We start from the raw sequence: 20,617 nt of genomic DNA, 5'->3' as shown, positions 1-20,617 counted from the left end.
GCACTACTAGCGCTCATCGAGTGACTCGGGCGCGCAACTCGGCGACGTCGTTGACCGTGATCACGCCGCGATCGGTGGCGATGACGTCCTCATCTCTGAGGAGTTTGAGTGCGCGCACGACCGACTCGCGGGACAGACCCAGTGACACTCCCAAAGCGGCTTGTGAGCCGATGTCGAACCTTATTTGTCCATTATTTGTCCACTCGAACTCGTCGACATAGCGCAACAGCAACTCGGCGATCTTGGTGAACGAGTCGTCGTGCTGGCTGAGAATGGTGCGGACGGACTCGCGCAGGCGTTCGGACACCACCGCGCAGAGAACGCGCAAGGCCCTGGTGCGCTGGTTCAGGTACCGGTTGAAGACGGCGCCCTCGACGATCAGGGCCTGCACCGGTGTCTCGGCCTGGACCGTGGCCGGTCTGGTGTCCTGGTCCAGCACGGTCTGCTCGCCCACGATGTCGCCGGCGAACCGCAGTGCGATGGGCGTCTTGCCGTCGGCGGCCATCAACCGGACGCGGCCGCTGTGCAGGATCGCGACCCAGTTCTCCGCGTCGCCCGCCCGGATCAGGGTGGTGCCGGTGTCGAAGCGGCGCAGGGCGGACACGGAGGCCAGGGCGGTGCGTTCGGCGTCGTCGAGCCTGCGCCAGAAACTGCCCACCCGGTGCCCGGTGGTAATGGCGGCTAAGTGTGGAATGGCCGGCACGCTCGCGCCCCCGTTCGCGCTGTGATGTCATCGACTACATCGTCAGCGCGGAAAGGAACGTAACGCGATGGATCAGACTCTGCTGATCCGGTACATCTCAATACCACTTGAGCTGTACACCGTCGCCTGATCGGACGACTCGAACGCCACCAGGTAACTGGCCGAGTTCGGATTCCGCGTCACCTGCAACGCGAATCTGCCATTCGAGTCCGGGTCACTTGAAATAACGCACGTCATCGGGTCGCCGTTGTCGACAACCGCGCCCTTGTCGTAGTAGAAGCCTTCGCATTGGCCGCCGTTGCCCGTGAACGATTTCGTGCCGGATTTGTCCGACGGATGCCAGTTGCCGACGAGCAGACCGGGGTCGCGCGTGCCGCCCGTCGACGGCGCCCGGTTCCCGTCGAGCCCCGTGCCGTCCTGCGGCACGTCGTCGGACGCGGTGCTGTCGGCCGGCGTGGTGCGGACGATCGACAGCACCACACCCCGGTATTCGTAGAGCAGCCCGTGCGCGATCCAGCCGACGCCGCTGAGCATCAGCAACGCGATCAGGGCAGCGGCGAGCGGATGTCGGCGCACCTGCTGCATGAACATCTTGCGGTGGGCCTGCTCGCGCGGCACCGACAGCCATGCGGTCGCCGCGACGTCCTCGACGCGCACCGCGGTGCGGTGAAACTCGGTGGCGTCGATCTTGTCGTCCCCGTGGCGGGCCATCGACTGGTACAGCGCGTCCGACACCAGCACCGCGCACCCGCGTTCGGCGGACGCTTCGCGGAGCGCGCCGGACCCGGCCAGCCGGGACACGTGGTCGACGTCGGGCCCGGCGTAACCGTTCTCGCCTCCGTGCACCTCACCGGTGTGGACCGCCAGCCGTGCGCCGCGGGACTGCTGGGCGACCAACGCGGCGGCACCGACCAGCACGGCATTCGGGACCTCGGCAGGAACGACGACCAGGACACCGTCGCCGCGGTTCTCCTGCACGCAGAGGTCCCACTCGTCGCCGAGCGCGGCGGCCAGCAGATCGCTCCGGTCCGCTGGTTCCACGACGACCAACGCGGCCGGGAACGGGTAGTCGCTCATGAGCACGATGGAACCCGCGGACCCGGAGCACGAGCGAACACTTCTGCGTCATCGGACGCAGAATCGGCGCAGAATCCGGCGCAGAATCGGACGCGGAAACAGCCCGAGAAGATCAGTCGGGGAGAACGACCGCCACGATCCCGGCCAGGTGCGCCAGCCGTGCCACCTCGGCGGCACGGAACATCGGCCCGCCGGGACGTCCGACGACGAGCACCCGGTCCGGCTTGCCCAGCGGAGTCGCCGCCAGTTCGGTGCCCAGCTCGCGCCAGGTCTCCGGCACCCACTCCTCCTCGCCGTCGAGCACGGTCGCGCGCTCCAGCGGGAACCACGGCGCGTCGGCCATCCGGGTCTCCGGCGCGGCGGACGACGAGGTCAGCCGGTTGATGCCGGTGCCTTCGGGGCCGACGACGACGGCCCAGCCGGCGCGGATGATCTTCGGGACGCCCTCGGTGAAGATCTCGAGGCCCTTGCGCGGGTCGTCGGCGATCTCCTCGACGAGCTCGAGCTCGCGGTGGGTGTCCAAAATGCCTGCGTAGGGGCGCACCGCGTCGACTTCGACGCCTTCGACAGATTCGGCCGCGGTGATCAACGTGTCGGGCAGGCGGCCGGACGGCAGTTCCACCACGAGGTCGTCGATGGCGAGGCCGGCACCGCGTTCCACCACGTCGACGCTGAGTATGTCCGCCCCGATCTCGCCCAAAGCCGTTGCGACCGCGCCGAGGGTGCCGGGACGGTCCGGGAGCTGGACCCGGATCAGGAACGACAAGGTGAACGCCTCCATAGCTCGTGCGCGAGACCCCGCGTCTTGCGCCGTTGCCGGTCGGTGATTCTCGCAGACGCATCCTCAACGCATGACCTGCTGTCCGCGTTGCGGAACGGTTAAGTTGAGAGGTCGGTCAGCGTCCTGCACGGTAACCCGTTCGAAGACCGCACTGACCAGCCCATAGACTCACGGGGTTCCCGATTCGTATCCCGACCCTACGGGGGTTGACAGGAGTGCCCAGCATCTCCCGCGACGAGGTCGCGCACCTGGCGAAGCTCGCCAGGCTGGCTGTTACCGAGGACGAGCTCGACTTGTTCGCCGGCCAGCTCGACGTGATCCTCCAGTCGGTGGCTTCCGTTGGCGACATCGCCACGGCCGACATCCCGCCGACGTCGCACGCCGTTCCGCTGACCAACGTCTTCCGCGAGGACGTGGTCCGTCCGAGCCTCGGTCAGCAGCAGGCGCTCTCAGGCGCTCCTGAAGCCGAGGACGGCCGGTTCCGCGTGCCCCGCATCCTGGGTGAGGAAGCATGACCAACGACCTGATCCACGCCACCGCGGCCGAGCTGGCCGCGAAGATCCACAGCGGCGAGGTCTCGTCCGTCGAGGTCACGCAGGCCCACCTGGACCGCATCGCCGAGACCGACGGGAAGGTCCACGCCTTCCTGCACCTCGACACCGAGGGCGCGCTCGCGCAGGCCCGCAAGGTCGACGACGCGGTCAAGGCCGGCGAGCAGGTAGGCCCGCTCGCCGGTGTGCCGTTGGCGCTCAAGGACGTCATGACCACCGAGGGCGTGCCGACCACGGTCGGTTCCAAGATCCTCGAAGGCTGGCTGCCGCCCTACGACGCGACGGTGACGCGCAAGCTCAAGGAAGCCGGCGTCGTCATCCTCGGCAAGACGAACATGGACGAGTTCGCCATGGGTTCGTCGACCGAGAACTCGGCCTACGGGCCCACGCACAACCCGTGGGACCTGGAGCGCATCCCCGGCGGCTCCGGCGGTGGCTCGTCCGCCGCGCTGGCCGCCCACCAGGCGCCGCTCGCGATCGGCACCGACACCGGTGGCTCGATCCGCCAGCCCGGCGCGGTCACCGGCACCGTCGGCGTGAAGCCCACCTACGGCGGCGTTTCCCGCTACGGCCTCGTCGCGTTCTCCAGCTCGTTGGACCAGGCCGGTCCGTGTGCGCGCACGGTGCTCGACGCCGCGCTGCTGCACGAGGTCATCGCGGGCTACGACCACATGGACTCGACGTCCATCAACACTCCGGTGCCGCCGGTCGTCGCCGCTGCCCGTGAAGGCCTCAAGGGCGACCTGTCCGGCCTGCGCATCGGTGTCGTCACGCAGTTCAGCGGTGAGGGCTACCAGCAGGGTGTGCTGCGCAGCTTCGAGGCCGCCGTGTCGCAGCTCAAGGAGCTCGGCGCGGAGATCGCGGACGTGTCGTGCCCGAGCTTCGACTACGCGCTGCCCGCCTACTACCTCATCGCGCCGAGCGAGTGCTCGTCGAACCTCGCCCGGTTCGACGCCATGCGCTACGGCCTGCGCGTCGGCGACGACGGCACGCGCAGCACCGAGGAGGTCATGTCGCTGACCCGCGAGGCCGGCTTCGGCCCGGAGGTCAAGCGCCGCATCATGATCGGCACGTACGCGCTGTCGTCCGGTTACTACGACGCGTACTACGGCTCGGCCCAGAAGGTCCGCACGCTGATCACGCAGGACTTCGCGAAGGCGTTCGAGAACTTCGACGTGCTCATCTCGCCGACCACGCCGACCACGGCGTTCAAGATCGGTGAGCGCGCGAACGACCCGATGGCCATGTACAAGGCGGACCTCTGCACGATTCCCGCGAACCTGGCGGGCACCCCGGCCATGAGCGTCCCGAGTGGACTGTCCGATGAGGACGGTCTGCCGGTCGGCCTGCAGATCATGGCTCCTGCGTTGCAGGACCACCGCATGTACCGCGTCGGTGCCGCCTACGAAGCCGCTCGTGGCGCGTTCGGAGGTCCGTCGCTGTGAACATCAAGAAGGCAAGGGGCCTCCTCGGCCTCGCGGGCGCCGTCGCCGGAGCCGTGGGAGCGTTCTCCGGCTTCCGCAACGCCCGTGCGAAGAACGACAAGCTGCTGCTGGCGAACGCGATCGCCAGCATCGCGGTGGCGCTCACCGGTGCGGCGCTGGCCGTTCGTGCTCTGCGGAAGGACGAGTTGGCATGACCTCCCTGGTTGAGCTGATGGACTACGACGAGGTCATCGAGAAGTACGACCCCGTCCTCGGTCTGGAAGTGCACGTCGAGCTGCACACCAACACGAAGATGTTCTGCGGCTGTGCCAACGTCTTCGGCGGCGAGCCGAACACGAACACCTGCCCGACGTGCCTGGGCCTGCCGGGTTCGCTGCCGGTGGTGAACGGCAAGGCCGTCGAGTCCGCGATCCGCATCGGCCTCGCGCTCAACTGCGAGATCGCCGAGTGGTGCCGGTTCGCCCGGAAGAACTACTTCTACCCGGACATGCCGAAGAACTTCCAGACGTCGCAGTACGACGAGCCGATCGCCTTCAACGGCTGGCTCGACGTGACGCTGGACGACGGCGAGGTCATCCGCGTCGAGATCGAGCGCGCGCACATGGAGGAGGACACCGGCAAGTCGCTGCACGTCGGTGGCGCCACCGGTCGCATTCACGGTGCCGAGCACTCGCTGCTCGACTACAACCGCGCGGGCGTGCCGCTGATCGAGATCGTCACGAAGATGATCCCGGGCACCAAGGAGCGCGCTCCCGAGGTCGCCCGTGCGTACGTCACGGCGTTGCGCGACCTGCTCAAGGCGCTCGACGTGTCCGACGTCCGCATGGACCAGGGCTCGCTGCGCTGCGACGCGAACGTGTCGCTCTCGCCGAAGACCACCGGCGCGCTGGGCACCCGCACCGAGACCAAGAACGTCAACTCGCTGCGCAGCGTCGAACGCGCGGTCCGCTTCGAGATGACGCGTCAGGCCGCGGTGCTGGAGTCCGGCGGCGAGGTCACCCAGGAGACCCGTCACTTCGACGAGTCCTCCGGCAGCACGTCGCCCGGCCGCAAGAAGGAGACGGCGGAGGACTACCGCTACTTCCCGGAACCGGACCTGGTCCCGATCGCGCCGTCGCGCGAGTGGGTCGAGGAGCTCCGCGGCACGCTGCCCGAGCTGCCCTGGGAGCGCCGCGCGCGCATCCAGAAGGACTGGAACCTCACCGACGAGGTGCTGCGCGACCTGGTCAACGCGGGCGCTCTCGACCTGATCATCGCGACCGTCGAGGCCGGCGCCAAGCCGGACGAGGCCCGCTCCTGGTGGGTCTCCTACCTGTCCCAGCAGGCCAACTCGAAGGGCATCGAGCTCACCGAGCTCGCCATCACCCCGGCCCAGGTGGCACGGGTGATCGAGCTGGTGAACTCGGGCGCGCTGACCAACAAGCTCGCGCGTGAGGCCGTCAACGGCGTGCTCGAAGGCGAGGGCTCGCCGGACGAGGTCGTCGAGAAGCGCGGCCTGAAGGTCGTCTCGGACGACTCGGCGCTGGAGAAGGCGGTCGACGAGGCACTCGCGGCCCAGCCGGATGTGGCGCAGAAGATCCGCGACGGCAAGATCCAGGCGGCCGGTGCGATCGTCGGCGCGGTCATGAAAGCCACCAAGGGGCAGGCTGACGCGGCGCGCGTTCGCGAGATCGTGCTCGCTCGCTGCTCGTAGATACATATTCGAAGCAAGAATCACAAAGGGTCACCTGTTTGTGCAGGTGACCCTTTGTGATCTTAGGCCGACCGAGTGGCTGTTAGCTAAATGAGACGTATACCTGTAGCCGTGTGTGCGACTCTTTTCGACGCACCCATCTGGGGGGATGGGAAGTAAATAGTCCAAACGAGGGGGGAAACCTCATGACCGTCCAGCGCGACAACCTGGATGCTGTTTCCGGAGCCGAAGTGGTCGAGGCCGCCGAGTCCGTGCTCGAGGGCGCGCCGGTCGTCGAACCCGTACCCGTCGAGCCGGCGCCGCCGACCGAGGTGCCGGTCGTCCCGCCGGTGAAGAAGGACGACCCCGAAGTCAAGCCGATGTGCTGCGGCGGCGGTCCCGGGGTTCCCTTCCGGCGTCCGTTGCACATCGCCGAAGGCGGCGTCGACTCGGGCGGCGACGTCGAGCACGACCCGACGTGCCCGAACCACCCGAGCAACAAGGTCAGCCAGTAACTCAGCGTGTGCTGTCCGTCGCCAGGCTCAATGCCTGGTTGGCGGGCAGCGCCATGTGGACACGTGTGGTGTGATGATCACATGCCCGCTCGTGCCCTGGATAGAGCGCGCGAGTTGTACGAGAGAGGTTGGGCGGAACAGGCGAAGTTCCGCTTCCCCTTGGCCACCCGGCTGCTCAAGCGTGCGCTCGTGCGCAGTGAGCGCGCAGACCCGAGCCCGGAACGCGCGGCGATTCGTGCTCGCATCTTCTACACGCTGGGACTTTGCCAGGGCGAGACCAGCGGCATGGAGTTCGCCGTCGAGGCGTTCGACTCCGCTCGCCAGGAGATCGAGACCATCGAGGACACCTCGACCAGGACGCTTCTGAGCGCGAGTGTGGACCACAACCAGGGCCTCATGGTCATGCGCATGGGCCAGCCGGAGTTGGCGGTCGAGTGGTTCACCAGGTTCATCGACTCGGTCCAGGGCGATTTCGACCAGAACGGTGCCGGTGAGAACCGGGCGCTGCTGCAGGTGCTGGTCAACACCTTGTTGAACCGCGGATTTGCGCTGGCGGCGGTGCGCAGGAGCGAACAGGCCATCGCCGACCTCGAACGCGGCATCCGCCTCGCGCGCGAACACGAGCTCGCCCACCTCTACCCGTTCCTGGTGCACGCTTCGGGAAACGTGCACAAGCAGAGCGGTGAGCTGGCGGAAGCCCTGCGCCGCTACGAGGAAGCCGAGCGGATCTTCCGCGCCGATGATCAACCGGCCCTGCTCGCGCGGCTGCAGCTCGACCAGGCAGAGGCCATGCTCATGATCGGACTGTCCGATGAGGCCGGTGAGCACCTCGACCAGGCTCTTCCGGTGATGCGCAAGGAGAAGTTCGGCCAGGAGATCGCCGAGGTCGAGATGTTCCGCGCCTCGGCGGCGTTGCTGGACGGCCAGTTCGACCTGGCGCGCCGGATGGCCAAGCGGTCCGAACGCAAGCTGGTCCGCCGCGGCAGCACGTGGTGGATGATGGCCGGCCTGATCGAGCTGTGGGCGCACGGCAGGCACGCGATGCGCACCAAGCGGATCTCGAACGCGTTGGTGCAGAAGGCGTTGACGCTCTCGGCCGAGCTGTCCGCGAACCACCTCGTCGACGAGTCACGGCTGGCGCTGCTCCTCGCGGCTCGGCTGGAGATCCGCCGGGGCAGGCTCGCGGACGCCGAGGAACTGCTGGAGAAGGTGCCCGGTCCGCGCGCCGTCACGCCGCTCGACCACCGCATGCAACGCCGCCTGGTGCTCGCGGAACTGGCGCTGGCCAAGGGAAGCCGCCGGGCCGCTTTGGCGCACGCACGGAAGGCGTTGGACGAACTGGGCCGGGTGCGCGACCAGCTCGGAGGGCTGGAGCTGGTGTCCGCCACCGCCGTGCACGGCAGGGAGCTGAGCGAGCTCGCGATCAAGCTCGTGCTGGAGGACGCGGACGCCCGCCGGCTCTTCGCGTGGCTGGAACGCACGCGGGCGCAGACCTACAGGTACGAACCGCTGGAGACGAGCGACAACAACGAGGTCGCCGAACGGATCGCCGAGGTGCGCAACCTCAGCTGGGCGATCCTGCGGCACGGTCTGTCCGGCCAGCCGACCGCCGAGCTGCGCGGCAAGCTCGTGAAGGCGCAGCGCGAGGCGAACCGGCTCGGCTGGCACTCGCAGCGCTGGGGCAAGCCGCGGCCGGTCGCCGATCTCGGCGAGGTCGTCGCAGAGCTGGACCAGAAGGCCATGGTCAGCTTCGTCGTGTCGGACGGCGAGATGGCCGCCGTGGTCGTCGCGGGTGGCCGCGCCAGCCTGGTGCGCCTCGGTCACGCCGCGGAAGCGCTGGAGAGCGCCCAGAAACTCCACTTCGACCTCAACGCCCTGGCGCCGGACCACCTGCCGCCGGCGCTGGTCCAGGTCATCGGATCGTCGGCGCACAGGCAGGCCGACCGGCTCGACGAGCTGCTGATCAAGCCGCTCGCGCACCTCATCGGCGACCGCGAGCTGGTCGTGGTGCCGACCGGGACGCTCTACGCGGTGCCGTGGGGTGTGCTGCCGAGCCTGCACGGACGGCCGGTCGCCACCGCGCCTTCCGCCACGGCCTGGCTCGCCGCCGCCCAGGCGGGCACGCCCAAGACCGACCGCGTGCTGGTGGTGCGCGGGCCGGGATTGCTGTTCGGGCAGGGCGAGATCGACCGGCTCGCGGTGCAGCACGAGAAGGCGACCGTCCTCTCGGGCGACAAGGCGACGGCCGCCGAGGTCCTGACGCACCTCGACGGCGCCGACCTCGTGCACGTCGCGGCACACGGCGAGCACGAGACCGAGAACGCGTTGTTCTCGCGCCTGGAGCTGGTCGACGGGCCGTTGTTCGCGCACGAGCTGGGCCGGTTGCGCAAGCCTCCCGCGCACGTCGTGCTCGCGGCGTGCGAGCTGGCGTTGAACCGGATCAGGCCAGGGGATGAGGCATTGGGGTTCGCCGGGGCGATGCTGGCGGGCGGCACGCGGACCGTGGTGGCCGCGGCCAGCAAGGTCGGCGACGAGGCCAGTGCGGCCGCGATGGCCGACTACCACCGGGCGCTGATCGCGGGGGCGGCTCCGGCCGTGGCGCTGGCAGAGGCGATGGCGAAGGACCCGTTCCGCAGGCCTTTCCTGTGCCTGGGATCCGGCTAGTCCGTTCGAGTGGTTGTCATCGTTCAACAAACTGAACGCGCTGGTCAGCGGTGATTTGTAACCTATTGCTAGCAGCGGTTGGTGAACTTTTCTCGCTCACTCGCGAGATCTTGTGCCACTCTCGTGGTTCAGGTCTTGACCGAGGGGATGCAACGGCCCGCCTATCGGCTCTAGTCGATACGCGGGCCGTTGTGCGAGAAACGACCGCATGCGCAGAACTCTGCTCGCTGTTCTTCTGGCGGTCACCGCGGCGGTGGCGGCGCCCGTCAACGGAACAGCACAACCTTCGAACTCCGACAGAGAGCCGGGAAACGGGCCGGAGCGCAACGAAATCGCTGCTCTGGACACCATCTCGGCACAGGCGATCCAGGCCGAGGGGGAGAACAAGGCTGATCGCCATCAGGGCTATCCGCGTAAGACAACACTCAGGACATACCCCGAAAATCCGGCCGACAAGACCATCAAGCTCAACCTGGCGCCGTATCACTCGCTCGCGCCGAAGCTGAACGCGTTGCAGCAGAAGAGCAACCGGGTCTCGGTCGAGGTCGCCGGCCAGTCAGGACTCGGCCGCGACCTGTACCTGGTCACGCTCACCGCGCCGGAGAGCCCGGCGCAAACCCGTCTGCAGGAACAGTTCCGGGCTTCGATCGAAGAGGGCCGCAAGGTTCCCGCGAGCCTGTACAAGGCGCCGGTGTGGATCAACAACAACATCCACGGCGACGAGTGGGAAGGCACCGACGGCGCGCTGCGGGTGATCGAGCACCTCGCCACGTCGAACGACCGCGACGTGCAGAACCTGTTGCGGCGCAGCAGGATCTACTTCAACCTCACGGCCAACCCGGACGGTCGCGTCGCGGGCACCCGGCAGAACAACGCGGGCTTCGACCTCAACCGCGACTTCGCCACGAGCTCGCAGCCGGAGAACCGGGCGATGCGGGAGATCGTCGAGCACACCCAGCCGTTGATGATGCTGGACGAGCACGGCTACTCGGAGAACACGCTCATCGAGCCGACGACTCCGCCGCACGGCCAGAACTACGACTTCGACCTGTACATCAAGCACGGGTACGCCAACGGTCTCGCGATGGAGAAGGGCGTGCAGGGCCTCGGTCATCCCGAGACCGCACACCCGGAGATCCCGTTCCGCGACTACGACCCCGGCGTGTGGGACGGCTGGGCGCCGATCTACACCGCGCAGTACTCGATGTACCACGGCGCCATCTCGTACACGATCGAGATCCCGCAGCAGGTCAACAGGCAGGCGTACGAGACCTTGCCCGTCGCTGAGCTGCAACGTCGAGCGCTCATCAACACCGACGTGGTCGAGTCCACGATCAAGACCACGATCGACTACGTGGACGACCACCGTTCCGACCTGATCTCCAACCAGGTAGAGATGTTCCGGCGGGGCAAGGCGGGCGAGCCGCAGCGCGAGATCCCGGACGGGTTCGTGCCGGGCTTCGGCCCGGAAGACCGCTACCGCACGGAGTTCCCGCGCGCCTACGTGATCACGGGTGAGCGCTCGGGACCCGCCGCGGCCAGGCTCGTCGACCACCTGGTGGCCCACGACGTGCGCGTCTCCCGTGCCGAAAAGGCGTTCACGCTGGGCGGTAAGCGCTATCCGGCCGGGTCGTACGTGGTCGACATGCACCAGCCGAAGCGGGCGCTCGCGAACGTGATGCTGGAGCAGGGCAGCGACATCAGCGCCAAGGTCCCGGTGATGTACGACATCTCGGGCTGGAGCCACCGTCTGCTGTGGGGCGCGTCCGTCGACATCTTCAAGAACGGCGCGTTCGACTTCCGCGGGCGCGAGGTCGTCGCGGCAGCCCCGACCGGCAACGTCGACGCTGCTCCCGGCGCCGACCTGGCGTTGACGTTGAACGACGCCAAGGACGCCCAGGCCGTCAACGACCTGCTCGGACACGGGATCACGTTGCGCCGCCAGGACGACGGCACGATCGTGGTGCCGGCAGCCGAAAGGCTCGCGGCCGCCGAGGTCGCCGACCGCTACGGCGTGCGGTTCACCACGGCCAAGGCGGGCGGAACGGCGTTGCAGCGCAAGACGATCGCCGCCGCGGTCGGTCCGGACGAGCTGCAGGTGCTGCGGGAGTCCGGGTTCGACGTCCGCACGATCTCCACGGCCGTGCTGAACGCGGGCTTCGACTGGTCGCGGATCGACGTGCTGTTCGTGTCGTCCGGCCTGAACTACCCGCAGCTCAACGCCACCGCGAAGGCCGGGCTGGACGCGTTCCTGCAGCGCGGCGGTGTGGTCACGCGCGGTGCGACGGGCGGCAGGTTCAACGTGGACGCGAAGCTCTTGCAGGCCACGCCGGTCGCGGGCTGGGAGGACGCCAACGGCGTGGTGAACGTGGTCAACGGCACTGGCCCGGTCGGCACCGGCGCGCTGCCGCAGTCGTTCGTCTACTCGCCGCAGTGGTTCACGAACCTCGGCGCGGGAGTCACCGTCGACCAGCGCTACGGCAGCACGGTGATCGCCGCTGGTCACTGGCGTCCGCGTGACAACGGCACCGGCGGCCAACCCGACGCCGCTGGCCAGGCGGCGGTCGTGTCCGGCACGTCGGCGGGCGGGGCGAAGGTGGTGCTGTTCGGCACCGAGCCGATGTTCCGCAACCACACCAAGGGCTTGTACGCCCAGGTGGCGCGGGCGATCTACTGGACCGGATCCCGCTAGGACAGAGCAGGGCGGGGAAGCCCCGACGGCCTTCCCCGCCCTGCTCTTTCAGTACCCCGCTCTAGAGTTCCCCGGCGCCTGGTGGAAGAAACCCGTGCGCCGAGAGGTCGAACCAGTTCCCCTCGGGGTCGATCGCCCGGTACTCCGCGAACGGCCGATCCCCGCCCCGCAGCGCCGGCTTCGGCTCCAGCGTCTCCAGGAACGGCTCGACCGACTCCACCTGGAACCCGAAGTGGTTGAAGCCCGTGGGGACGTCACCGTCCAGACGTTGCTGGATCAGGGCGAGGTTGATGTACCCGTCGGTGACGAAGTGGCTGCCGTCGGGATCGGTGTGGAACAACGACATCCCGAACTTCGAGGTGTAGAAGTCGGCCATCTCCTTCGCGTCCTGCACGACGAACGCGATGTGGCGCAACCGAGGCCTGCTCATTCACTTCCCCTTCGGGATCATGTTGTGGAACGCGGCGATCTCCCACGCGCCTTCGCGCTGCACGACGACGGCCTGCGCGTGGGTGGTGATGCCCGCCGGGGCGATGGACGACGTGACGTGCACGAGCGAGATCCCGTCGGCCAGCGGCCTGATCAGGCTGATCTCCGCAGTCAGCTTGGTGTCGCGGTACGGCCCGGCGAAGAGCTGCCCGTGGCCCAGCGCGACGGCCCGCCGTCCGAACAACTCCTCGCCGCGCACGGTGACGAAGTCGACGTCCTGGGAGAAGACCGAGGCGAACGCGTCACCGTCGCCGTCAGCCCAGCCCTGCTCCATGCGTTGCCACAGTGAATAGATCTGTTCGGTCATGTGAAGTCCTCAGAGGCAGGCGCAGGCACGACGCGTCCCACGCGGCAAGCGAGTAGTAGAGGCCGCCATAGCGGCGTTCGAGGTAGCAGACGACGTTCACGGGCCATCCGCTGTTGCGGAACATGTGCTCGTCCATCGGCGTCGGGCTGTCGCTCAACGGCCGGTCGCGCTCGCACTCGGGCCCGAGCCGGTGCCAGTCCGGGTGCAGGTGGATCGAACCGAGCACGTCCAGGCCGCGGGCGTCGGCCGCGCGCGTGATCGTCAGCAGGTCGGCAGGGTCGAGCCACCACGCGCGCACCGGGTTCTCGTACGCCGTTCCGAACCGCGGCACGATCGTCGACGCGAACTCCTCCCGCGCGGACGGGTCGGTCAGGCGGGCGTTGCGGCCGAACGCGACCTCCTCGACCACGGCCTCGGAACCCGCGCAGCGGCCCAGCAGCACCGCGAAACACGGTCTCGGCTCGTCCTCGGTGATGAACGAGTATTCGGCGGACGCGGCCTCCAGAAACGTTTTCACAGCGCGCTCGGAAAACAGCACCGCATCGGTGTGCGTCGCGCGCTCGGCCAATTCCATCACGGGAGCGAACGTATCGAGACCGCTGCGTCTCACGCGAGATTCCGGAGGGTATTGGGGATATTACATTGAGCGATAACATGAGTCGTATGCGTCTTGAAGTGCGGCACCTCGAACTGGTCGTGGCGATCGCCGACTGCGGCAGCCTGCGCAAGGCGGCCGCGCGTCTGCACCTCACCCAGCCCGCGGTGACGACACAGCTCAAGCGCATCGAGGACCATCTGGGCGGTGCTTTGTTCCTCCGTGCGGCGGACGGGGTGAAGCCCACTCCGGCGGGCGCGGATTTCGTCCAGGAGGCGCGCGTGATGCTCACCCAGCTGGCCGCTCTGCAACGCGTAACGCGCCGTAACACGCAAAGCGCCAGCGCTCCTACCAGGCTCGCCGGAATCCCCGCTTATCACTTCGGACTACTCGTGAGCGCGCTCAAGGACAACGTCACGAGCCGCACCATCAAGGAAACCGGCACGCTCACCGCGTTGCTGACAACGGGTGAACTCGACCTCGCGGTGATGCGTCAATTTCCCGGTACTCCGCTGACCCTTCCGCCGAACGTGGGACACCGCTTGCTCACCCGCGAACCGCTGTTCGTCGGAGTGCCGGAGTGTCACCCGTTCGCGCAGCACGAGGAGATCCCGCTGCAGGCCCTCGCCGACGACAAGTGGGTCATGCCCGAGCCGGACGACAGCGGCATGAACGCCCACTTCGCGCGGGAGTGCGCCAAGGCCGGGTTCGAGCAGCGGATCGCGCACTTCAGCAGCGAGGCGCACGTCGCGTCGACGTTGATCAGGGAGTCGGGCGCGGTGTGCCCGCTCTACCCGGTCGGCGGCACCCCGCCCGGCGTCGCACGGCTGCCGGTCGCCGGAAACCCGCTGGTCCGCGAGGTCGTGCTGGCCTGGCGGCTGGACGCGCCCGTTGCCGAGGAGATCGACGACCTGTGCGAGCAGGTTGCCGCCGGGTATCTCAGGCTGGTCGAGGAGAGCGACGTCTACGCGCGCTGGTGGCGAAACGGCGGAGCGTTGTTCGCTCAGTCCTTGCCGGCGTTCTGACCGGTGCGGACCATGATCGCGACCCGGTCGTCCGACGACACGGGCTGCCCGCCCACCTTGTTGATCGTGCCGATCAGCGCGGACGAGTCGTTCAGCGCCTCGATCGGCCCGATCCGGCCGTAGCCGCTGGGGTCGTCCATCGTCAGGGTCGGCTTGCCGGTGAACGCGCCGGTGGCGTTCATCGGCAGGTTCTGCAGACCGGGGGTCTTCGCCGTGGCCACCCACAGCAGGTCGGTCAGCGACGCGCAGCCCATCACACCCGGCCGGTCCGGCCACGTCCACGCGGCGTCGCCGAGCTTGCCCGGCACGACGCGGTAGACGGCGTCGAAGTTCGCCGACCAGTCCGTGACCCAGATCTTCTGTGCGTCCGCGGACACGCACAGGCCGCCCGGCTGGCGCAGCCCGGACGTGATCACCGCGCTGCCGGCCGTCGGGTTGCCCTGCGCGGGCTTGCCGGAGCCGTCGATGCGCAGCACCTTGCCCGCGAGCGAGTTCGGGTCTGCGGCGAGCGCGGGGTTCCCGGCGTCGCCGGTGGCGACGAGAATCCCGCCCCTGCGGTCGCTGGCCAGCACACCGCGGTTGCCGGACGGTCCCTTGGGGATGCCTGTCAGGATCGGCTTGGGCGTGTCGCCGGGCGCGACCCGCAGCACCCGGTTGTCCGTCGCCGTCGTCACGTAGACGTACGCGAGCTGGTCCTCGGCGAACGTGGCCGACAGCGCGAGCCCGGTCAGCCCGCCGTCGGCCGACGCGTCCACCTCGATCTGCGCGATCACGACCGGGTCGACGTCCTTGGTGACCTTGACCAGGCGCCCGCCGCGTTCCGTCGCGTACGCCGCGACGCCGCCCTGGGCGTCCGCACCGATCGGTGCGACCCCCGTGACGGTGTTCAGGCACGTGGCGATCACCGCCGGGTTGAAGTCCTTGCACCCCTGCGGCGGCGGCACGCTCTGCGGCGTCTGCCCGCGACCAGGCTCGCCCGGCGTCGGCCGGAACTCGCCGGGCAGCTCGGGCTTCGGGCCCGCCTGCGGGGTCAGCTGTGGTTGTGCGCTCCAGCTCGTGGGTGCCGGCTCGTCGGGAAAGCTCGCGCAGCCCCCTGCCAGCAGGCAGGCGGCGGTCAGCAACACGATGGAACGAACCACGACGCCAGGCTATGTGTCCGACCGTGAACCCTGGGTGAATGCCTCCGAAGTGGCGAAATCGACCGAACGCACCCGGTCCAGCAACAGGTCGAGCTCGGCACTCACCACCTCGGGCGCCTCCAGCGGCAGGTAGTGGCTGCACGGCAACACCCTCAGCCGCGCCTGGGGCAGCGCGCCGACGGGACCGGCCATGCTCTCCGTGGTCGCCAGCAGGTCGTCCCGCCCGGCCAGGAGTGTGACCGGGCACACGATCGGGCTGAGGTCCTGGCGCCGCGTCTCGCCCAGCGCGAGCGCCAGCGTGAAGTACCAGCGCCAGTCGTGCTGCAGGAACCGGCCGACCGCGTTCGTCACGGCCTTCGGGTCGCTGCTCGGCTTGATCACGCCGCTGTGCCGCAACAGGAACGTCGTCAGGTCCGTCACCGGGACGCGGTGCAGCACGCTGTCGAGCACCGGACCGGCCTGCTTGAGCACCCGCGTGCCCATGTTGCCGACGAACCGGCGCACGGTCTTGGGGATCACCGGCAGCATCGCGTCGAACGAGTCGCCCGGCGCGCCCGCGACGAGCAGCAGGCCCGCCACGCGTTCCGGATGCCGCAACGCCAGCTCGGCCGCGATCGTGACGCCCATCGACCAGCCCGTGACGACGCACCGCTCGATGCCCGCGTCGTCCAGCACCGCGAGCGCGTCCGACACGTGGTCGTCCAACGAGATGTTGCGCTCGTCGACAGGCCGGTCGGAGCCCATCGTGCCGCGCATGTACCAGCTGAGCAGGCCGCCTCGGTCGGCCAGCGACGGCCACGACTCGGGTCCTGATCCCACGCCGGGGCACATCAGGACGGGAGGGCCGTCACCCTCCGCCTGCCACGTTCGGATCTTCGTGCCGTCCCAGGAGATGACGTCGTGCTCCCGCATGGTCGTCATTGTGTCGTACTGCCGTGGCCGTTGGCCTTTACCCCGTATTCGGTGTCCAGTCGTGAGGCGCCCTGCTGAGCGCCGAAGACGCGGTGAAGGCCGGCGGTCACGGCAGTATGTTTGCTGGGTGACGCTCACCGTGCTCGTGCCAGATGATTTCGGAGTTCAGGCGCTGTCTCAGGTGGACGGTGTCCGGCCTGTTCGCTACACGCCGGGGCAGCCGTTGCCCGCTGACGGGATGGACGCCGAGGTCCTGGTGCCCAAGTTCCTCGCCGGCACCGACCCGCGTGACGTGTTCGCGCAGTTGCCGAACCTGAAACTCGTGCAGCTGCTGAGCGCGGGCGCGGAGAACTTCGTCGGCAAGGTGCCGGACGGCGTGCTCCTTTCGACGTGCCGCGGTGCGCACGGCGGCAGCACGGCCGAGTGGGCGATCGGTGCTCTCCTTGCCATTTACCGAGAGTTCCTCGTTTTCGAACGCGCCCGCGTCGAGGGCCGCTGGGACTACCACCTGACGGACACCTTGCAGGACAAGAAGGTTCTGATCGTCGGCGCCGGCGACCTCGGCGAGCAGCTGCAACGCCGGCTCGAGCCGTTCGACGCCTCGTCGGTGCTCGTCGGCCGCACCGCTCGTGACGGCATCCACGGCGTGGACGAACTGCCGTCGTTGCTGCCGGAGTTCGACGCCGTGGTGATCTTCACGCCGATGACGGAGGAGACCAGGCACCTGGTCGACGCCAAGTTCCTGGCCGCGATGAAGGACAACGCGATCCTGGTCAACGGCGCGCGCGGGCCCGTCGTCGACACGGATGCATTGCTCGCGGAACTGAATTCCGGGCGACTGCGCGCGGCTCTCGACGTGACCGATCCCGAACCACTGCCGTCCGATCATCCACTGTGGACCGCGCCGGGCCTGCTGCTGACCCCGCACGTGGCGGGATCCTGCACGGGACATGCGCATCGCGCATACGCCGTCGTCGCCTCGGAGATCGCTCGCTACGTTGCGGGGGAACGCCCGCGCAACCTGGTGAACGGCGCTTACTAGGGAGCCCCTAGTCCATTAGGGTGAACCTAAGCTGCCGTTCGGATCTCGCGCGCCCGTTTCGAGCCCCCTAGCGTGCGGGCGTGGCTACTCACGACAAAGGCTCGAAGACATCGAGCGCTTTCTCCGACGACTCGTTCTATTCGAGCAGCGGAGGGGGAGTGCACCACTTCGACGACAGCACGACCAGAGTCGACGGGGGCGCCTCCTCGCCGTACGACTCGACGACGAAGGCGTTCGACACCACGGGCTACACCCCGCTGGACAAGTCCACTGTGGACAACCCGGCATTCGCCGACGACGACCCGTTCGACGGCGACCGCAAGAAGTTCGGCTGGACCGCGGGTCCCGACCTCGGTCTGCTCGGCATGCGTGCCGTGCTGGGCGGCATCTTCGTGCTGCACGGCCTGCAGAAGGTCTTCGGTCTCTTCGGCGGCCCCGGCATCAACGGCTTCGCCAAGTCGCTGGAGTCGATGGGTTACCGCGAGTCGGTCGTCCTCGCCTGGGTCACCGGCGTCACGGAGCTCGCGGGCGGCAGCCTGATCGTGCTGGGCCTGTTCACGCCGCTGGCCGCCGCCGGTCTGCTGGCCGTGATGGCGAACGTCATCGCGCTGAAGTACAAGGGCGGCTTCTTCGGCCCCAACGGCGTGGAGCTGGAACTCGCGCTCGCGGGGATGGCGTTCGCGGCGCTGTTCGCCGGGCCCGGCCGGGCCGCGCTGGACTACAACCGCAGCTGGTTCCGCCACCCGGTGGCGGCCGGGTTCATCGCACTCCTGCTCGGAGCAGGCGGTGCGGCGGTGACGTTCTTCGTGTTCCGGTAAGAACCTGTTGTGCGGAAGAACCTGACGGGAGCGCTGCTCCAGCTGTCCCTGCTGGTGATCGGGATTCCGGTCGTCTACCTGGTGGCGCTGCCGTTCGGTCTCACCGCGAAGTCCCTGCTACCGCCGCTCGGCCTGCTCGCGGGCCTGATCGTCAGCGGCGTCATGGTCAAGAAAACGGACCAGCCCGTCAGCGGACCGCTGACGGGCTGGCTCGTGTTCGGCGCCAGCCTCGCGCTGGCGCTCGTCATCTGACGTGTGCAAGTACTACCAACTGGGCAGTTGGTAGTACTTGCAGATGCTTTAACGGCTCGGGTCGCGCACGGCACCGGTCGACGCGTCGGTCGCCATCCGCGCGTACGCCCGCAGCGCACCCGTCACCGGACGGACCCGGTCCACCGGCTGCCACGGCCGCTCCGACGCCTCCATCTTGGCGCGGCGCTCGGCCAGCACGTCGGCGTCGACCAGCAGCTCCAACCGCCGCTCGTGCACGTCGATCAGGATCCGGTCGCCGTTCTCGACCAGGCCGATCGTGCCGCCACCGGCAGCCTCCGGTGAGATGTGGCCGATCGACAGGCCGGACGAACCGCCGGAGAACCGGCCGTCCGTGATCAGCGCGCACTTCTTGCCGAGGCCGGAGCCCTTCAGGAACGCCGTGGGGTGCAGCATCTCCTGCATGCCGGGGCCGCCGGACGGGCCCTCGTAGCGCACGACCAGGACCTCGCCCGCCTGGATCTCCTTGTTCAGGATCGCCGAGACGGCCTGCTCCTGGGACTCGACGACGCGCGCCGGGCCCTCGAAGTGCCACAGCTCCTCGTCGATGCCCGCGGCCTTGATGATCGCGCCGCGCTCGGCCAGGTTGCCGCGCAGCACGGCCAAGCCGCCGTCACGGGTGTAGGCGTGCTCGTTGTCGCGGATGCAGCCGCCGGCGGCGTCGGTGTCCAAAGAGGACCAGCGGTTCGAGGTCGAGAACGCCTCGGTCGTGCGCACACCGCCAGGAGCGGCGTGGAACAGCTCGATCGCCTCAGGAGAAGGCGAGGCAGCGCGGATGTCCCACTTGCCGAGCCACTCCGCGAGAGTCGGCGTGTGCACCGACGTCACGTCGTCGTTCAGCAGCCCGGCGCGGTAGAGCTCGCCCAGCAGCGCGGGGATTCCGCCCGCCCGGTGCACGTCCTCCATGTGGTAGTCGGAGTTCGGCGACACCTTCGAGAGGCACGGCACGCGGCGGGACAGGTCGTCGATGTCCTGCAGCGTGAAGTCGATCTCGCCTTCCTGCGCGGCGGCGAGGATGTGCAGCACGGTGTTCGTCGAGCCGCCCATGGCCATGTCGAGCGCCATCGCGTTCTCGAACGCCTTGCGGTTCGCGATCGACCGAGGCAACGCCGACTCGTCGTCCTCGCCGTACCAGCGACGGCACAGCTCCACGACCACGCGGCCGGCCTCGGAGAACAGCTCGCGGCGCGCGGCGTGCGTGGCCAGCGTCGAGCCGTTGCCAGGCAACGAGAGCCCAAGAGCCTCGGTCAGGCAGTTCATCGAGTTCGCGGTGAACATGCCGGAACAGGAGCCGCACGTCGGGCACGCGGAGCGCTCGACCTCGGACAGCCCGTCCTCACTCACGGCGGGGGACGCAGACGCGGAGATCGCGGTGATGAGGTCGGTCGGCGCGACGGCGACACCCTCGACGACGACGGCCTTGCCGGCCTCCATCGGCCCGCCGGACACGAACACGACCGGGATGTTGAGCCGCATCGCCGCGTTCAGCATGCCGGGCGTGATCTTGTCGCAGTTCGAGATGCACACGATCGCGTCGGCCTGGTGCGCGTTGACCATGTACTCGACCGAGTCGGCGATGATCTCGCGGCTGGGCAGCGAGTAGAGCATCCCGCTGTGGCCCATGGCGATGCCGTCGTCGACCGCGATGGTGTGGAACTCGCGTGCCACGCCACCGGCCTCGCGCACGGCTTCGGCCACGATGTCGCCGAGATCGCGCAGGTGCACGTGACCCGGCACGAACTGCGTGTAGGAGTTGGCGATCGCGATGATGGGCTTGCCGAAGTCGCTGTCCGTCATGCCGGTCGCGCGCCAGAGCGCGCGGGCTCCGGCAGCGTTGCGGCCGTGCGTGGTGGTGCGAGAGCGGAGCTGAGGCACTGCTCCTCCAGATTCAGTTCAAGAAGAAACGCGCGGGACGCCAGG

The 20,617-nt window shown here is 68.5% G+C and carries 20 protein-coding genes; 11 read left to right on the top strand and 9 right to left on the bottom strand.

The annotated features are described in order from the left end of the window. Window positions 1–13: 13 nt before the first annotated feature. The 3 genes from UK23_RS07740 to UK23_RS07730 form a co-directional block, all read right to left on the bottom strand. Window positions 14–658: a Crp/Fnr family transcriptional regulator gene (locus tag UK23_RS07740; protein ID WP_045310697.1), complete on the bottom strand. Its 645-nt coding sequence runs from the start codon at window positions 656–658 to the stop codon at window positions 14–16. Window positions 659–775: 117 nt separating this feature from the next. Continuing rightward, window positions 776–1,780 (bottom strand): hypothetical protein, encoded by a 1,005-nt coding sequence (locus UK23_RS07735; protein ID WP_045310696.1) that lies wholly within the window; start codon window positions 1,778–1,780, stop codon window positions 776–778. Between the two features lie 112 nt (window positions 1,781–1,892). After that, window positions 1,893–2,546 carry an ACT domain-containing protein gene (locus tag UK23_RS07730; protein ID WP_045310705.1) on the bottom strand — a complete coding sequence of 218 codons (654 nt, stop codon included), beginning with the start codon at window positions 2,544–2,546 and terminating at the stop codon, window positions 1,893–1,895. Between the two features lie 230 nt (window positions 2,547–2,776). Between UK23_RS07730 and gatC the strand changes: the two genes are divergently transcribed. The 7 genes from gatC to UK23_RS07695 all read left to right on the top strand — a co-directional run bounded on the left by gatC (window position 2,777) and on the right by UK23_RS07695 (window position 12,100). Next, the gene (gatC, locus tag UK23_RS07725) at window positions 2,777–3,076 is read left to right on the top strand and encodes an Asp-tRNA(Asn)/Glu-tRNA(Gln) amidotransferase subunit GatC (protein ID WP_030467875.1); all 300 of its coding nucleotides are present in this window, start codon (window positions 2,777–2,779) and stop codon (window positions 3,074–3,076) included. After that, window positions 3,073–4,557, top strand: a complete 1,485-nt coding sequence (gatA, locus tag UK23_RS07720) for an Asp-tRNA(Asn)/Glu-tRNA(Gln) amidotransferase subunit GatA (RefSeq protein ID WP_045310695.1) — start codon at window positions 3,073–3,075, stop codon at window positions 4,555–4,557. Before gatC ends, gatA begins: the two co-directional genes overlap by 4 nt. Then, entirely contained in the window at window positions 4,554–4,751 is a 198-nt protein-coding gene (locus UK23_RS07715) for a hypothetical protein (RefSeq protein ID WP_330769925.1), read from the top strand. Before gatA ends, UK23_RS07715 begins: the two co-directional genes overlap by 4 nt. After that, window positions 4,748–6,250, top strand: a complete 1,503-nt coding sequence (gene gatB, locus UK23_RS07710; protein WP_045310694.1) for an Asp-tRNA(Asn)/Glu-tRNA(Gln) amidotransferase subunit GatB — start codon at window positions 4,748–4,750, stop codon at window positions 6,248–6,250. The genes UK23_RS07715 and gatB overlap by 4 nt, the downstream gene beginning before the upstream one ends. A gap of 185 nt (window positions 6,251–6,435) precedes the next feature. Then, window positions 6,436–6,744 (top strand): hypothetical protein, encoded by a 309-nt coding sequence (locus UK23_RS07705; RefSeq protein ID WP_045310693.1) that lies wholly within the window; start codon window positions 6,436–6,438, stop codon window positions 6,742–6,744. Between the two features lie 114 nt (window positions 6,745–6,858). Continuing rightward, on the top strand, window positions 6,859–9,408 hold the full coding sequence (locus UK23_RS07700; protein ID WP_231114413.1) for a CHAT domain-containing protein: 2,550 nt from the start codon (window positions 6,859–6,861) through the stop codon (window positions 9,406–9,408). 208 nt (window positions 9,409–9,616) lie between these two features. Further along, window positions 9,617–12,100, top strand: a complete 2,484-nt coding sequence (locus tag UK23_RS07695) for a M14 family zinc carboxypeptidase (protein ID WP_045310691.1) — start codon at window positions 9,617–9,619, stop codon at window positions 12,098–12,100. Window positions 12,101–12,161: 61 nt separating this feature from the next. Here UK23_RS07695 and UK23_RS07690 read toward each other — a convergent pair whose 3' ends face one another. From UK23_RS07690 to UK23_RS07680, 3 genes are read right to left on the bottom strand one after another with little or no spacing between them, the layout of a single operon-like run. After that, on the bottom strand, window positions 12,162–12,530 hold the full coding sequence (locus UK23_RS07690; protein ID WP_045310690.1) for a VOC family protein: 369 nt from the start codon (window positions 12,528–12,530) through the stop codon (window positions 12,162–12,164). Further along, window positions 12,531–12,896 carry an SgcJ/EcaC family oxidoreductase gene (locus tag UK23_RS07685; protein ID WP_082114487.1) on the bottom strand — a complete coding sequence of 122 codons (366 nt, stop codon included), beginning with the start codon at window positions 12,894–12,896 and terminating at the stop codon, window positions 12,531–12,533. It lies immediately after the preceding gene. Further along, entirely contained in the window at window positions 12,844–13,473 is a 630-nt protein-coding gene (locus tag UK23_RS07680; protein WP_156212918.1) for a hypothetical protein, read from the bottom strand. The genes UK23_RS07685 and UK23_RS07680 overlap by 53 nt, the downstream gene beginning before the upstream one ends. Before the next feature lie 86 nt (window positions 13,474–13,559). Here UK23_RS07680 and UK23_RS07675 point away from each other — a divergent pair, with 86 nt between their 5' ends. After that, window positions 13,560–14,516, top strand: a complete 957-nt coding sequence (locus UK23_RS07675; protein ID WP_196777651.1) for a LysR family transcriptional regulator — start codon at window positions 13,560–13,562, stop codon at window positions 14,514–14,516. Here UK23_RS07675 and UK23_RS07670 read toward each other — a convergent pair. Continuing rightward, a complete protein-coding gene (locus tag UK23_RS07670) occupies window positions 14,495–15,655 on the bottom strand; it encodes a PQQ-dependent sugar dehydrogenase (protein ID WP_045310687.1) in 1,161 nt (386 codons plus the stop codon). The genes UK23_RS07675 and UK23_RS07670 overlap by 22 nt on opposite strands. Before the next feature lie 9 nt (window positions 15,656–15,664). Beyond that, window positions 15,665–16,567 carry an alpha/beta fold hydrolase gene (locus UK23_RS07665; protein WP_052684452.1) on the bottom strand — a complete coding sequence of 301 codons (903 nt, stop codon included), beginning with the start codon at window positions 16,565–16,567 and terminating at the stop codon, window positions 15,665–15,667. A gap of 127 nt (window positions 16,568–16,694) precedes the next feature. Between UK23_RS07665 and UK23_RS07660 the strand changes: the two genes are divergently transcribed. From UK23_RS07660 to UK23_RS07650, 3 genes are all read left to right on the top strand, one after another. Then, window positions 16,695–17,609, top strand: coding sequence for a 2-hydroxyacid dehydrogenase (locus tag UK23_RS07660; protein ID WP_045310686.1), 915 nt, complete (start codon window positions 16,695–16,697; stop codon window positions 17,607–17,609). 80 nt (window positions 17,610–17,689) lie between these two features. Next, a complete protein-coding gene (locus tag UK23_RS07655) occupies window positions 17,690–18,427 on the top strand; it encodes a DoxX family protein (protein WP_156212916.1) in 738 nt (245 codons plus the stop codon). Window positions 18,428–18,436: 9 nt separating this feature from the next. Further along, complete coding sequence (locus tag UK23_RS07650; protein ID WP_045310685.1) at window positions 18,437–18,679, top strand: hypothetical protein; 243 nt, start codon at window positions 18,437–18,439, stop codon at window positions 18,677–18,679. Between the two features lie 48 nt (window positions 18,680–18,727). Here UK23_RS07650 and ilvD read toward each other — a convergent pair whose 3' ends face one another. Continuing rightward, a complete protein-coding gene (gene ilvD, locus UK23_RS07645) occupies window positions 18,728–20,572 on the bottom strand; it encodes a dihydroxy-acid dehydratase (RefSeq protein ID WP_045310684.1) in 1,845 nt (614 codons plus the stop codon). Between the last annotated feature and the right edge of the window lie 45 nt (window positions 20,573–20,617).

The sequence above is a fragment of the Lentzea aerocolonigenes genome (genome assembly GCF_000955955.1).
Taxonomy (GTDB): domain Bacteria; phylum Actinomycetota; class Actinomycetes; order Mycobacteriales; family Pseudonocardiaceae; genus Lentzea; species Lentzea aerocolonigenes_A.
The sequence above is the reverse complement of the archived record's forward strand: the minus strand, read 5'-3'. Positions and strand labels throughout refer to the sequence as shown.

Excerpts from the sequence above, each read along its gene's own strand:
- UK23_RS07735 (WP_045310696.1), bottom strand. The coding sequence starts at position 1,780 with ATGAGCGACTACCCGTTCCCGGCCGCGTTGGTCGTCGTGGAACCAGCG.
- gatA (WP_045310695.1), top strand. The coding sequence starts at position 3,073 with ATGACCAACGACCTGATCCACGCCACCGCGGCCGAGCTGGCCGCGAAG.
- gatB (WP_045310694.1), top strand. The coding sequence starts at position 4,748 with ATGACCTCCCTGGTTGAGCTGATGGACTACGACGAGGTCATCGAGAAG.
- UK23_RS07705 (WP_045310693.1), top strand. The coding sequence starts at position 6,436 with ATGACCGTCCAGCGCGACAACCTGGATGCTGTTTCCGGAGCCGAAGTG.
- UK23_RS07695 (WP_045310691.1), top strand. The coding sequence starts at position 9,617 with ATGCGCAGAACTCTGCTCGCTGTTCTTCTGGCGGTCACCGCGGCGGTG.
- UK23_RS07690 (WP_045310690.1), bottom strand. The coding sequence starts at position 12,530 with ATGAGCAGGCCTCGGTTGCGCCACATCGCGTTCGTCGTGCAGGACGCG.
- UK23_RS07685 (WP_082114487.1), bottom strand. The coding sequence starts at position 12,896 with ATGACCGAACAGATCTATTCACTGTGGCAACGCATGGAGCAGGGCTGG.
- UK23_RS07675 (WP_196777651.1), top strand. The coding sequence starts at position 13,560 with ATGCGTCTTGAAGTGCGGCACCTCGAACTGGTCGTGGCGATCGCCGAC.
- UK23_RS07665 (WP_052684452.1), bottom strand. The coding sequence starts at position 16,567 with ATGCGGGAGCACGACGTCATCTCCTGGGACGGCACGAAGATCCGAACG.